This window comes from Haloechinothrix aidingensis (assembly GCF_013450155.1).
Classification (GTDB): domain Bacteria; phylum Actinomycetota; class Actinomycetes; order Mycobacteriales; family Pseudonocardiaceae; genus Haloechinothrix; species Haloechinothrix aidingensis.
In genome coordinates this window covers 16,627-29,516 of record NZ_JACCKD010000004.1, presented here as the reverse complement: position 1 = coordinate 29,516, position 12,890 = coordinate 16,627, and the positions used below count along the sequence as shown (strand labels likewise).

Sequence of the window (12,890 nt, the reverse complement as noted above, 5' to 3'; positions counted from 1 at the left end):
CGCCATCCAGCGGAACCGGACGTCCGTCCCGGTGCGTCAGCGGTGGGGGCTAGGCTTCCCGGGGAGGCCCGAACGGGCATTGCAGTCGATATGCGGAGTCGGTGCTAACAGTGGCAGAGACGGTGTCGCCGAAGGTTCAGCTCATTGCCAAGACCGAGTTCTTCCCGCCCGAGGACGTTCCGTGGTCCACGGACGCCGATGGCGGCCAGGCGCTCGCCGAGTTCGCGGGTAGGGCCTGCTACCAGTCGTGGAGCAAACCCAACCCCAAGACCGCGACCAACGAGGGTTACCTCAGCCACATCATCTCCGTCGGCCACCTGTCGGTGCTCGAGCACGGCTCGGCGACCTTCTACGTCACTGGCATCTCGCGATCGCTGACCCACGAGCTGATCCGGCACCGGCACTTCTCCTACTCGCAGCTCTCGCAGCGCTACGTGCCGGAGCGGGACGCGTCGTTCGTCGAGCCGGAGGTGATCGCCTCCGACCCCGAACTGCACGAGAAGTTCCTGGCGGCCGCGCAAGCGAGCCAGGACGCCTACAACGACCTGCTCGCCGCGCTCGAGGCCAAGTTCGCGGACGAGCCGAGCGCGACGCTGCGGCGCAAGCAGGCCAGGCAGGCGGCGCGCACGATCCTGCCCAACGCCACCGAGACGCGGATCGTGGTCACCGGCAACTACCGGGCGTGGCGCCACTTCATCGCCATGCGCGCCACCGAGCACGCCGACGTCGAGATCCGCTGGTTCGCCGTGGAATGCCTGCGCCACCTGCAGAAGGCCGCGGAGAACGTGTTCGCCGACTTCACCATCTCCACGCTGCCGGACGGCACGGAGGTGGCGTCCTCGCCGCTGGTCGCCGAGGGCTGAACCCGTGCGCAGGCTCGAGATCGATGTGCGGCCGACCGAGTACGCGATCGTGCGGCTGGATGTGCGTGACCCCGTACCCACCGACCTGTTCGCGGAAGCGGCAGGGGAGCTGGTGTCGGTGACGCGGACCGGCGCCGAGATCTCGCTGATCTGCCCCAGCGCGCTGGCACCGGAAGTCGGGACGGCCGAGCACGGCTGGCGGTTGCTGTCGGTGCGTGGACCCCTTGAGTTCACCCTGACCGGGATCATCGCCGCCATCGCCAGCGAGCTGGCAGCGGCGGGCGTGGCGCTGTTCTCGCTGTCGACCTACGACACGGACCACGTACTGGTGCGTGAGGTCGACCGGGAGCGCGCGGTGCGCGCGCTCGAGGAGTCCGGGCACGAGGTACACACCGGCTGATCCGCGGTGGAACTGGGAGGAGTGCGGTGACCAGCAGTCAGGGACAGCCAGGGGACGGCACCGAGCAGGCTACCGGCGGCGCCGCAGACCGGGTTCTCGCGGGCCGCTACGTGCTGACCAGCGAGCTGGGGCGTGGCGGCATGGGCGTGGTGTGGCGCGCGCGGGACTCGGTCATCGGCCGCGAGGTGGCCGTCAAGGAGCTGCGGCTACCGGACGGTGAGCGCGACGCGGGCACCTTCGCCGAGCGGATCCTGCGGGAGGTCCGTACCGGCGGGCGGTTGAACGACCCCGCTGTGGTGACCGTCTATGACGTGATCACCGAAGGCACGGCCACCTTCATCGTGATGGAGCTGGTGGAAGCGCCGACGCTGTCGGAGCTGGTGGCCGCGCACGGGCCGATGCCGCCGTCACAGGTCGCCGCGGTGGGCGAGCAGGTGTTGTCCGCGCTGCGGTCCGCGCATCACGCCGGGATCGTGCACAGGGACGTCAAGCCAGGCAACATCATGGTCTCCGCAGGCGGCCGCGTGAAGCTGACCGACTTCGGGATCGCCCAGGCCGTGGACGACCCGCGGTTGACGACCAGCGGGGCGCTGGTCGGCTCACCGGCGTTCATGGCTCCGGAACGGGTGGCAGGGGGTGAGGCTGTCCCCGCATCCGACCTGTGGTCGCTCGGCGCGGCGCTGTTCTTCGCCGTGGAGGGCGTGGTGCCGTTCGAGCGGGCGTCGACGGCGGCGACGCTGCACGCGATCATGAACGAGGTCCCGTACCTGACCCGCGTGCACGGGCCGCTGGCCTCGGCGATCATGGGGTTGCTCGCCGCAGGCCCCGACGGGCGCATCACCGCCGAGCAGGCGCAGGGCTTGCTGTCCATGGCGCGGTCGGGTGCCGCGGCCTCGACACCGCCCGACGGTCACCCCACCCTCACCCAGCCCGCGCCGACGATGATCGGCACCGCGGGAGCCACGGCGTCGTCTCCCGCGGCGCGGACCTCGCCCGCGAAACGCGGGATGACCGTCGCCGGAGCCGTCGTGGTAACCGCCGCCCTGCTCGCCGCGGGCGCGGTGTTCGGGTACTGGCTCGGCAGCCCGGGCCAGGACGAAGCCCGGCTCGCCACCCTGACCAGGGGAGCCGACGGGGACATCACGTTCGGGTTCGATACGCGCACCGGCGGCATCTGCGGTTTCGGCCGGTTCGCCGAAGGGCACCGGCTCACCGGTGAGAACCAGGTGGCCTGTGACGAACCCCATGACTACGAGGTCTACGACTCCGCGCAGGCGGTGACCGGCCCCAGCTGGAACTACGGGGACGTCGTACCCGAGTATCCGGGCGAGAAGGCCCTGGCCGACTACGCCGAGCAGCGGTGCGAGACGGGCTTCTACTCCGACGCGGTCGTCGCGGAGTACCAGGACCGGCCCAAGTCCGAGGTGCTGAGCTACCGCGCGATCATCCCCACCGAGGGGCGTTGGACCGAGACCGACGAGGAGGGCGAGCCGGACGGCTTCTACTGGGTCGCGTGCGTCGTGACGCACCGCGACGGCGGTCAGCTGAAGGAGCGCGTCAGCCGGTACCTGCAGTAGCGGCACACCGGCCCGACACCCGAAGGTGCCCAGGAAGCCGTTGGACCCACGAGGTAACGTCAGGGCATGCCGACCACGCAACTCCCCAGTGCAGCCCCAGGTCAACCGTTCGGTCGTGTACTCACTGCCATGGCCACTCCGTTCGACTCGGAGGGGGTGCTGGATACCAAGCGCGCCGGTGAGCTCGCCGAGCATCTGGTGGAGCAGGGAAACGACGGGCTCGTCGTGAACGGGACGACGGGGGAGAGCCCGACCACAAGCGACCGCGAGAAGGCGGACCTGGTGCGCGCGGTGGTCGAGGCCGTCGGGGACCGCGCCACCGTCGTCTCCGGAGCAGGCACCTACGACACCGCGCACAGCGTCGAGCTCGCCAGGGAGGCCGAGAAGGCAGGGGCGCACGGCCTGCTGGTCGTGACCCCGTACTACTCGCGCCCGACGCAGGCGGGGCTGCACGCGCACTTCACCGCCGTCGCCGATGCCACCGAGCTGCCGGTGATGCTCTACGACATTCCGCCCCGCTCGGTCGTGCCGATCGAGGTGGACACGCTGCGCCGCCTTGCGGAGCACCCCCGCATCCTCGCGGTGAAGGACGCCAAGGGCGACCTGCTGACGGGCAGCGAGGTCATCGCCAATACCCAGCTGGCCTACTACTCGGGCGACGATGCCCTGAACCTGCCGTGGCTTTCGGTCGGTGCGGCCGGGGTGGTCAGCGTGATCGGCCACGTCGTCGCGGGCCGGATCCGCGCGATGATCGAGGCCTACGAGAACGGTGATACCTCGACGGCGCGGACGAACCACCGGGGTATGCTTGCCGTGCTACGCGCGTTCTCCCGGGTCGGTGGCGTCGTCTTCGCCAAGTCCGCGTTGCGTCTGCGCGGCTTCGAGATCGGTGAGCCGCGCCTGCCCCTCGTACCGGCGAGCGAGGACGTCGTCGAGGCGATCTCGGCCGATCTCACGCAGGCAGGTGTGCCGCTCGGGACGAAGGAGTCCGACTGGCACGCCGCACGCGTCGCGCACACCGACTCCGAGGCCGCGTACGTGACACCGACGACACACACTAGCGTGGGGAACATTCGACAGTGAGTGAGAACAACCAGACAACCGGACCGGGGCCGTCGAGCGCTCCTCCTCCGGCGCCGGACAGCGGCCTGCGCGTCTACGCGCTCGGCGGTATCGGCGAGGTCGGGCGGAACATGACCGTCTTCGAGTTCGCGGGCCGTATGCTCATTGTGGACTGCGGGGTGCTGTTCCCGGAGGACGAGCAGCCCGGTGTGGATCTGATCCTGCCGGACTTCCGCGCGATCGAGGAACGGCTCGACGAGGTCGACGGCCTGGTTCTCACGCACGGCCACGAGGATCACATCGGGGCGGTCCCGTTCCTGCTGAGGATGCGACCCGACCTCGCGGTGTACGGTTCCCGGTTCACGCTCGCCCTTGTCGAGGCCAAGTGCAAGGAACACAAGCTCAAGCCGACGCTGATCCAGGTCAGCGAGGGGGAGCGCCGCACGATCGGCACGTTCGATCTCGAGTTCTTCGCGGTCAACCACTCCATCCCGGACGCGCTGGCGCTGGCGATCCGTACGCCGGTCGGTACGGTGCTGCACACCGGCGACATCAAGCTCGACCAGCTGCCGCTGGACGGCAGGCTCAGCGATATGGCGGGGTTCGCGCGTCTCGGTGAGGAAGGCGTCGACCTGCTGTGCGTCGACTCCACCAACGCCGAGGTCCCCGGCTTCGTCACGCCGGAGCGCGAGATCGGCCCCGTGCTGGACCGGACGCTGAACCAGGTACAGCAGCGGGTGATCGTGGCGTGCTTCGCCAGCCACGTGCATCGCGTCCAGCAGGTGCTCGACGTCGCGCAGCGGCACGGCAGGCGTGTCGCGTTCGTGGGGCGGTCCATGGTCCGCAACATGGGCATCGCGGCCGACCTCGGGTTCCTGCAGGTTCCGGAGGGGTTGCTCATCGACGCCGACGAGGCCGCCGGGCTGCCCGAGTCGCACGTCATCTTCGTGTCCACGGGGTCGCAGGGCGAGCCGCTCTCCGCGCTGTCCCGGATGGCCCGCGCCGAGCACCGCAACATCACGCTGCGCCGCGGTGACACGGTGGTGCTGGCCAGCTCGTTGATCCCGGGGAACGAGAACGCGGTGTTCCGGGTGGTCAACGCGCTGGTGCGGCTGGGTGCGAACGTGGTGCATCAGGGCAACGCCCAGGTGCACGTCTCGGGGCACGCGTCGGCGGGGGAGCTGTTGTTCCTCTACAACGCGATCCGGCCGAGCAACGTGATGCCGGTGCACGGCGAGTGGAAGCACCTGCGCGCCAATGCCGAGCTCGCGATCCAGACCGGTGTGGACGCCGACAACGTCGCGATCGCCGAGAACGGCGTCGTGGTGGACCTCGTCGACGGGAAGGCGCGCCGCACCGGGCGCTTCGAGGTCGGTCACGTCTATGTGGACGGTCTATCGGTCGGCGACGTGAGTGAGTCGACGCTGTCCGACAGGTTGATACTCGGCGAGGGCGGCTTCATCGCGATCAACGTGGCGATCGACCACAACACCGGCAAGGCCGTGTCCGCACCGACCGTATCCGGCCGCGGGTTCTCCGACGACCCGAAGGCGCTGGACGACGTGGTCCCGATGATCGAGATGGAGCTGTCGCGCACCGAGGCGGAGGGAATCGTCGACACCCATCGCGTGGCGCAGGCCGTGCGGCGCGTGGTCGGCCGGTGGGTCGCCCAGACATACCGGCGGCGCCCGATGATCGTCCCCACGGTCATCTCGGTCTAGCAGTGTGCCGAGTGACGGCGGCCGTGGCGAAGTTCTCGTAGCGTCCTTCGCCGGGGACGGCCTGTCAGGCCGCACACGACCGGGCGATTCTGATACACACAGGGTATGGCCAGCGGAACCGGTACGAAACGGCGCAACCCTTCGCGAGCGGGAGGCGGTAAGGCGCGTTCGCGGAACACCGGCGGCGGCGCACGGTCCGGTTCCAGCACCAGGAAGAACACCGCGCGCAAGCGGCAGACCCGCTCGTCGGGAGGTCTCGGCCGCACGATGCGTGGCGGCTGGACGATGCTCGCCAAGGGGATCGGTGGTCTCGCTCGCACCCTCGGCCGCACTCGTGAGCTGGACTCCGAGCACCGCCGGGACGGCATCGCCCTCGGCCTGATCGCGTTCGCGCTTGTCGCGGCCGTGGGCGTGTGGGTGCGTGCGGCCGGCCCCGTGGGGGACTGGGTCGACATCGCCACGCGCAGCGTGCTCGGCGCCGGCGCGAACTTCCTGCCGATGGTGCTCGTGGCGATCGCGGTGCTGCTGATGCGCACCGAGCCGCGACCGGATGCGCGGCCCCGGCTGGTGATCGGCTCGCTGATGATGACGTTGGCCATGCTCGGTCTCGCGCACCTGTTCCTGGGGCGGCCGCAGGACCACGAGGACGTGATGCACGCGGGCGGCTGGGTCGGCTGGCTGTCCGGGGAGTTCCTCGCGCGCGGCGTGACCTGGTGGGTCGCGGTTCCGCTTCTGGTGCTGGCGCTGGCGTTCGGGGTACTCGTGCTGACCGCGACTCCGGTGCGGCAGATCCCGCACCGGTTGCGTACCTGGGGGCAGGACCCCGAGGAGACGTCCTCGACGGGCGCCGGGACGGCGGGCGCGACCAGGAAGCAGGCCACGGAGCAGGTGCAGGGCGACACGGATGCGGTGCGGCTGCGCAAGCCTGCCAGGAGGCGCCAGGCGACCGGCTCCGGTGGGGACACCGCCGAGCTGCCCGCTGTCGCCGACTCCGCCGAGGAGAAGCGCAACGAGTCCGGGACGCTGGAGACGAAGCAGGAGTCGAAGAAGAAGTCGACGGAGAAGGTCGACTCCGACCCGACGATCAAGGTGACCCGGACGGTCGAGGGCGACTACACCTTGCCCACGCTCGACCTGCTGACCAAGGGCGACGCCCCGAAGGGCCGCAGCAAGGCCAATGACGCCATGATCGAGGCGATCCGGGGAGTGCTCGACCAGTTCAACATCGATGCCGAGGTCACCGGCTGTACACGAGGCCCGACGGTGACCCGCTACGAGGTCGAGCTCGGCCCGGGGGTCAAGGTCGAGAAGATCACCGCGTTGACGAAGAACATCGCCTACGCGGTGGCCACTGACAACGTGCGGTTGCTCGCGCCCATCCCGGGGAAGTCGGCGGTGGGCATCGAGGTACCCAACACCGACCGCGAGAAGGTGCACCTCGGCGACGTGCTGCGGTCCCAGGAGGCCGTGAAGGACTCGCACCCGATGCTGATGGGGCTCGGTAAGGACATCGAGGGGCACTTCGTGACGGCGAACCTGACGAAGATGCCGCACCTGCTCGTCGCGGGCTCGACCGGGTCGGGTAAGTCCAGCTTCGTCAACTCGATGCTGGTGTCCCTGCTGGCCAGGGCGACACCGGACGAGTGCAGGATGATCCTCATCGACCCGAAGATGGTGGAGCTCACGCCGTACGAGGGCATCCCGCACCTGATCACCCCGATCATCACACAGCCCAAGAAGGCGGCGGCCGCGCTGGCCTGGCTCGTCGAGGAGATGGAGCAGCGCTACCAGGACATGCAGGCCAGCCGGGTGCGGCACATCGACGACTTCAACGCGAAGGTGCGCGCGGGGGAGCTCACCGCACCACCGGGCAGCGAGCGTGAGTACCGGCCCTACCCGTACATCCTCGCGATCGTCGACGAGCTCGCCGACCTGATGATGACCGCGCCCCGCGACGTCGAGGACGCGGTCGTGCGGATCACCCAGAAGGCGCGGGCCGCGGGTATCCACCTCGTGCTCGCCACGCAGCGTCCCTCGGTGGATGTGGTCACCGGGTTGATCAAGACGAACGTGCCGTCCCGGCTCGCGTTCGGTACCTCGTCGCTGACCGACTCGCGGGTCATCCTGGACCAGCAGGGCGCGGAGAAGCTCATCGGGATGGGAGACGCGCTGTACCTGCCGATGGGGTCCGGCAAGCCGGTGCGTGTCCAGGGCTCGTTCGTCGACGACGACGAGATCTCCGGCATCGTGGCGTTCACCAAGGAGCAGGCCGAACCCGACTACACCGACGGTGTCACGGCCGCGAAGGCCGCGGAGAAGAAGGAGGTCGACGAGGACATCGGCGACGACCTGGAGGTCTTGCTGCAGGCCGCCGAGCTGGTGGTCAGCTCGCAGTTCGGCTCCACGTCGATGTTGCAGCGCAAGCTCCGCGTCGGCTTCGCCAAGGCCGGCAGGCTGATGGACCTGCTGGAGAGCAGGGGTATCGTCGGCCCGTCCGAGGGCTCGAAGGCACGGGAAGTGCTGGTCAAACCCGATGACGTCGAGTCGGCCATGCAGCTCATCCGCGGTGCCCCTGCCGAGCCGGACGAGCAAGAGTGATCACCGGCGCTGCCGGTGATCAGAACTCCAGCAACATGCGGGTGTTGCCCAGCGTGTTGGGCTTGGCGAACGGCAGGTCGAGGAACTCGGCCACACCGGGGTCGCGGGAGCGGCGCATCTCCTCGTAGACCTCGGCGGAGACCGGCGTTCCGTCGATCGGCACGAAGCCGTGCCTGGCGAAGAACTCGGTCTCGAAGGTCAGCACGAAGATGCGCGGCAGGCCCAGCTCGGTGGCCAGCTCGAGCAGGCGGGAGACGATGAGGTCCCCGACGCCGTGCCTGCGCAGCGACCTGTCCACAGCGACCGAGCGGATCTCGGCGAGGTCCTCCCACAGCACGTGCAGCGCGCCGCACCCGACGACGGCTCCGTCGAGCTCGGCGATCCAGAACTCCTGCACGTCCTCGTAGAGCGTCACGAGCTCCTTCTCCAGAAGGACGCGACCGGAGTAGGAGTCGACGAGGGCCTTGATACTCGGGACGTCGGCGATCCTGGCGCGGCGCACGGTGATGTGATCGTGTGTGTCGGGCACGGGGCCAACCTATCTGGCCGCGTCCCGGCCACGACGCCGCGGCGGGGCGTTGCGCGCGAGGAATCCGGGTTGGCGGCCACGCACGTACACGGCGCGCCGGATGGGGGCTACCCTGATCGATGTGCTTGCGCGACGATTGCGACTCCCCGGTTCGGTGCGACTCCACCGCCTTCGCGGCCGCTGCCGCGACATCGGCCCCCCGGGAGCGCTCTCGTGCGCGCCGGTCGCCGGCCGACGCGGCGCAGGGCCCGCCCGTGTCCGTGCCGGCAGCGACGAGCGGGCAGCTTCGTGAGTGACGCGGTCCATCCCCAGGGGCAGGGTGACGGCGACCATCGCGAGGTGGTGTCGACCGTCAACGTGGCGAACGTGCTCACGATCCTGCGGTTGGCCCTCGTCCCGCTGTTCCTCGTCGCGTTGTTCGCCGGTACCGAGGACGGCTACGGCTGGCGGCTGGTGGCTACGGCGCTGTTCGGGCTGGCCGCCATCACCGACCAGGTGGACGGCTGGGTCGCGCGGCGTCACGGGTTGATCACCAACTTCGGAAAGATCGTCGATCCGATCGCGGACAAGGCTCTGATCGGTGCCGCGCTGGTGGGCCTGAGCGTGCTCGGCGAGCTGCCCTGGTGGGTGACGCTGGTCATCGCAGCGCGAGAGCTCGGTGTGACGCTGCTGCGTTTCGTCGTGATCCGGCACGGGGTGATCCCCGCGAGCAGGGGTGGCAAGGCGAAGACGACAGCCCAGATCGTGGCGCTGTTGCTGTACTTGCTGCCGCTGCCGGACGTGCTGGACCCGGTGAGCTGGGTGGCCATGGGCATCGCCGTGGTGCTCACCGTGCTGACCGGCCTCGACTACGTGGTCCGCGCGGTGCGGCTGCGCTCGCGGGCGCGGCACGGCGACGACCCGACAGCGGTGGACGAGTAGTCGCCGATGGCAGGCATGAGCGAGCCGTGTTCCGGCGACCGCGAGACGGCCGACGTGATCGCGCGCCTGTGTGATCTCGGACACACCGTCGCCACCGCTGAGTCGATCACCGGGGGTGGCGTATGCGCGCAGCTCACCTCGGTGGCGGGCTCGAGTGCGGCGGTCCGTGGCGGGCTGGTCGTGTACGCCACCGAGCTGAAACGAACGCTGGCAGGCGTCGACGCCGAGCTTCTCGAGAGGTACGGCACCGTGCACCCGCGGATCGCGCTCGCGCTGGCCACCGGCGCCAGGCAACGCTGCGGGGCGGACTGGGGTGTCGGTGTCACCGGTGTCGCGGGTCCGGGCCCGCACGAGGGTGTGCCGAGTGGCAGCGTGTACCTCGGCGTCGCCGGGCCGGGGGTGTACACCTACCGCTCGCTGTCATCCGCGCACGACCGCGCGGGGGTTCGCTCCGACGCCGTGCGAGCGGCCGTCGGGGTGCTGCGGGAACAACTGGCCTGAACTGTGCGTTCGCCCTGGGCGGAAGCATTGGCCGAGGTATGCGGCGCTCGGTTCACTGTAGGTAGTGTTGGCGTCGTATGCGTCGCCGGAAGGGAGGCCCGCGATGACCGTGCTGTTGCGCGAGGCGATCGGTGATCGCCTTCGCCATGCCCGCACCAACCAGCATCGTTCGTTGCGGGAGATCTCGCACTCCGCACGGGTGAGCCTGGGATACCTGTCCGAGGTCGAACGGGGGCAGAAGGAAGCCTCCAGCGAGTTGCTCGCGGCTATCTGCACGGCGCTCGACCTCCCGCTCGCCGACCTGTTGCACACCGTGGCCTCGGACGTGTCCGTGCTGGACTCGATGGCGATCGACGGTGCCGAGATCGAGAGTGCCGAGATGGACGGTGCCGAGACGGGCCGCGCGCACGCCGAGGAGCACGGGGCGCGTGGTGGCGACGGCACCGACTTCTCGCTGTCCGCCGGCGCGCAGGGTCCCGCGCTGAGGTCGACGATTCACGGTTCCGGAGTGGCGCCCGTCGTCGTGTAGGTCGTGTCTCTCAATCCCACTTACCTGCTGCGCGGGGCCAGCGCGGCGGCTGGCGGCGTTCTCGACCGTGCTCGTCCCTACCGGGTGAAAACCACTACCGGCGGCTCCTCGGTCTTGCCAGCCACCACGCTGATCCCCGCTCGGGACTGAGGGGATTAAGAGACACGACCTAGCCGCGCCGCGACCGTCGGGGGCAAGATCAGGGTATGCCCGGAAATATCCCGGGGTGATCTGGAACGCGGCATCGTGACCTGACACGATGGAAAGAGACCCGGCGGGTCGTGTACGGCTGGCCTCGGGCAGGCCATTCCGGCGCCGTGGGCGGTTGTGGCCGCCCGACTGTGGGTGCGACGCCGTGTAAGCCGGTGGCGGGCCCACACCCAGCAGCGACGAGGGAACCGGGTCGGGACAGACCGGCAGACATGAAGGCAGGCGGAGGAGATGGCCAACCCGTTCGTGAAGTTCTGGAAGTACCTCATGGCCGCGTTCTCGGCGAAGGTGGATGAGAACGCCGATCCGAAGGTACAGATCCAGCAGGCCATCGAGGAGGCCCAGAGCAATCACCAGGCGCTCTCGCAGCAGGCCGCCTCGGTGATCGGCAACCAGCGCCAGCTGGAGATGAAGTTGAACCGCCAGCTCGCCGAGGTCGAGAAGCTGCAGTCGTCGACACGGCAGGCACTGACGTTGGCCGAGGAGGCCCGCGGGCGGGGCGACGAGGAGAAGGCGAAGGAGTACGAGAACGCGGCCGAGGGTTTCGCGGCCCAGCTCGTCACCGCCGAGCAGGGCATCGAGGACCTCAAGACGTTGCACGACGAGGCGTTGCAGGCCGCGAACCAGGCCAAGCAGGCCGTGGAACGCAACCAGCACGCGCTGCAGCAGAAGCTCGCGGAACGCACCAAGCTGCTGTCCCAGCTCGAGCAGGCGAAGATGCAGGAGCAGGTCTCTGCCTCGCTGAACCAGATGACCCAGCTGGCAGCGCCGAGCAACACGCCCTCGCTGGACGAGGTGCGCGAGAAGATCGAGTCCCGGTACTCGACCGCGCTCGGCTCGGCCGAGCTCGCGCAGAACTCGACGCAGGGGCGCATGATGGAGGTGGAGCAGGCGACCACGCAGCTGGCCGGGCACAGCAGGCTGGAGCAGATCCGCGCCTCGATGCACGGCGGGTCCGAGCAGGGGCAGGTCTCTTCCGGTCAGGACGCTCCGGCCTCGATCGAGTCGGGCGCGGGCTCGTCGAGCGGGGACTCGACGCAGGCGGGCTCGAGTGTGCAGGACGAGATCCGTAAGCGAGTCGAGGCCGAGCAGCAGAACCAGTCCTGAATCGGGGCGTAGCGATGTCGGGTGAGGACCGGATGGCCGGCGAGCCCCCGGGCGGGGGCCGGGCCGTCGGCTCACCCCACCCCGCGGGCCCGGACGGTTCGACACCGGCGCAGGGGCGTTCGGCTCGGCCGGTGATCGCCGACATCCGGGACTCCCTCGCGCGGTGGAACGACCCCGCCGCACGGCACGCTCGCCGGGAGCGGCGAGCCTCGCGGGGGCTCGGGGTATGGACCGTCGTCGCGCTGCTGTGCGCGCTGGCTTCGGTCGTGGCCGTGCTGAATGCCGCCCAGGTGACCGTGGCCGCCTTCCTGGCCATGGCGGGGACGATCGTCTCCGGGGCCCTCGCCGTGCGTTCCGGAGCGCGACTGCGGAGCCTGCGGGCCTCGCCCGCGCGCTCGGCCGGTGCGCACGCGGCGCTGCCGCCTGCCGAATCGGCGGCGTACGAGCCGATGCGCAGGCTCGCGCGTGCGGAGTCCTCGCTCGCCGAGCTGCTGGATCAGCTGCCCCCGGGTGAGCCCGGTTCCGGCGAGGCGTTGCCGGCAGGCACGGTGGAGGGTGTGCGCGCGACGGCGGCAGACGCCGCGCAGACGTTACGCGAGCTCGCGGCCCGTATCGTGACCGTCGAGCGCGCCCGTAGTGCCGCGCCGGATTCGGAACGCGCGGCGCTGGATGCCGCGGTGCGGACCCTCATCGAGCAGCTGGAGGACGGCCTGGAGGGCTACGGGAGCCTCATCGCGGCAGCGGGTCGTGTCGTCGCCGCGACCGGTACCGGGCAGGATGCCACGCGGCAGTCGCTGGTGGAGGCTACCGACCACCTCGCGGGGCTGGCCATCGCGCTGCGTGAGCTCGGCTAGCCCTGTCCCCGGCACGGG

Annotated in this window: 12 protein-coding genes; 11 read left to right on the top strand and 1 reads right to left on the bottom strand. The window is 69.9% G+C overall.

Translation table 11 applies throughout. The features are described from left to right. Window positions 1-110: 110 nt before the first annotated feature. The 6 genes from thyX (at window position 111) to H0B56_RS11430 (ending at window position 8,221) form a co-directional block, all read left to right on the top strand. A complete protein-coding gene (gene thyX / locus H0B56_RS11455) occupies window positions 111-863 on the top strand; it encodes an FAD-dependent thymidylate synthase (RefSeq protein ID WP_180893010.1) in 753 nt (250 codons plus the stop codon). Between the two features lie 4 nt (window positions 864-867). Continuing rightward, the gene (locus tag H0B56_RS11450; RefSeq protein WP_180893009.1) at window positions 868-1,263 is read left to right on the top strand and encodes an ACT domain-containing protein; all 396 of its coding nucleotides are present in this window, start codon (window positions 868-870) and stop codon (window positions 1,261-1,263) included. A gap of 26 nt (window positions 1,264-1,289) precedes the next feature. After that, window positions 1,290-2,840 carry a serine/threonine-protein kinase gene (locus H0B56_RS11445; RefSeq protein WP_343063859.1) on the top strand — a complete coding sequence of 517 codons (1,551 nt, stop codon included), beginning with the start codon at window positions 1,290-1,292 and terminating at the stop codon, window positions 2,838-2,840. A 66-nt stretch (window positions 2,841-2,906) separates the two neighbouring features. Continuing rightward, a complete protein-coding gene (gene dapA / locus H0B56_RS11440) occupies window positions 2,907-3,923 on the top strand; it encodes a 4-hydroxy-tetrahydrodipicolinate synthase (protein WP_180893008.1) in 1,017 nt (338 codons plus the stop codon). 65 nt (window positions 3,924-3,988) lie between these two features. Beyond that, window positions 3,989-5,623: a ribonuclease J gene (locus tag H0B56_RS11435; protein WP_219632713.1), complete on the top strand. Its 1,635-nt coding sequence runs from the start codon at window positions 3,989-3,991 to the stop codon at window positions 5,621-5,623. Window positions 5,624-5,728: 105 nt separating this feature from the next. Beyond that, window positions 5,729-8,221, top strand: coding sequence for an FtsK/SpoIIIE family DNA translocase (locus H0B56_RS11430; RefSeq protein ID WP_180893006.1), 2,493 nt, complete (start codon window positions 5,729-5,731; stop codon window positions 8,219-8,221). Between the two features lie 19 nt (window positions 8,222-8,240). Here H0B56_RS11430 and H0B56_RS11425 read toward each other — a convergent pair whose 3' ends face one another. Continuing rightward, window positions 8,241-8,750 (bottom strand): amino-acid N-acetyltransferase, encoded by a 510-nt coding sequence (locus H0B56_RS11425; RefSeq protein ID WP_180893005.1) that lies wholly within the window; start codon window positions 8,748-8,750, stop codon window positions 8,241-8,243. A gap of 288 nt (window positions 8,751-9,038) precedes the next feature. Between H0B56_RS11425 and pgsA the strand changes: the two genes are divergently transcribed. The 5 genes from pgsA (at window position 9,039) to pspM (ending at window position 12,872) form a co-directional block, all read left to right on the top strand. Further along, window positions 9,039-9,671 (top strand): CDP-diacylglycerol--glycerol-3-phosphate 3-phosphatidyltransferase, encoded by a 633-nt coding sequence (gene pgsA, locus H0B56_RS11420; protein WP_180893004.1) that lies wholly within the window; start codon window positions 9,039-9,041, stop codon window positions 9,669-9,671. 15 nt (window positions 9,672-9,686) lie between these two features. Then, window positions 9,687-10,172 (top strand): CinA family protein, encoded by a 486-nt coding sequence (locus H0B56_RS11415; protein ID WP_180893003.1) that lies wholly within the window; start codon window positions 9,687-9,689, stop codon window positions 10,170-10,172. Between the two features lie 103 nt (window positions 10,173-10,275). Next, on the top strand, window positions 10,276-10,701 hold the full coding sequence (locus tag H0B56_RS11410; protein ID WP_180893002.1) for a helix-turn-helix domain-containing protein: 426 nt from the start codon (window positions 10,276-10,278) through the stop codon (window positions 10,699-10,701). 441 nt (window positions 10,702-11,142) lie between these two features. Next, window positions 11,143-12,018: a PspA/IM30 family protein gene (locus H0B56_RS11405; protein WP_180893001.1), complete on the top strand. Its 876-nt coding sequence runs from the start codon at window positions 11,143-11,145 to the stop codon at window positions 12,016-12,018. Window positions 12,019-12,050: 32 nt separating this feature from the next. Continuing rightward, window positions 12,051-12,872, top strand: coding sequence for a phage shock envelope stress response protein PspM (gene pspM / locus H0B56_RS11400; RefSeq protein WP_180893000.1), 822 nt, complete (start codon window positions 12,051-12,053; stop codon window positions 12,870-12,872). The last annotated feature ends 18 nt before the right edge of the window (window positions 12,873-12,890 follow it).

Coding starts and splice junctions, on each gene's coding strand:
- dapA (WP_180893008.1), top strand. CDS start 2,907: ATGCCGACCACGCAACTCCCCAGTGCAGCCCCAGGTCAACCGTTCGGT.
- H0B56_RS11430 (WP_180893006.1), top strand. CDS start 5,729: ATGGCCAGCGGAACCGGTACGAAACGGCGCAACCCTTCGCGAGCGGGA.
- H0B56_RS11415 (WP_180893003.1), top strand. CDS start 9,687: ATGAGCGAGCCGTGTTCCGGCGACCGCGAGACGGCCGACGTGATCGCG.
- H0B56_RS11410 (WP_180893002.1), top strand. CDS start 10,276: ATGACCGTGCTGTTGCGCGAGGCGATCGGTGATCGCCTTCGCCATGCC.
- H0B56_RS11405 (WP_180893001.1), top strand. CDS start 11,143: ATGGCCAACCCGTTCGTGAAGTTCTGGAAGTACCTCATGGCCGCGTTC.
- pspM (WP_180893000.1), top strand. CDS start 12,051: ATGGCCGGCGAGCCCCCGGGCGGGGGCCGGGCCGTCGGCTCACCCCAC.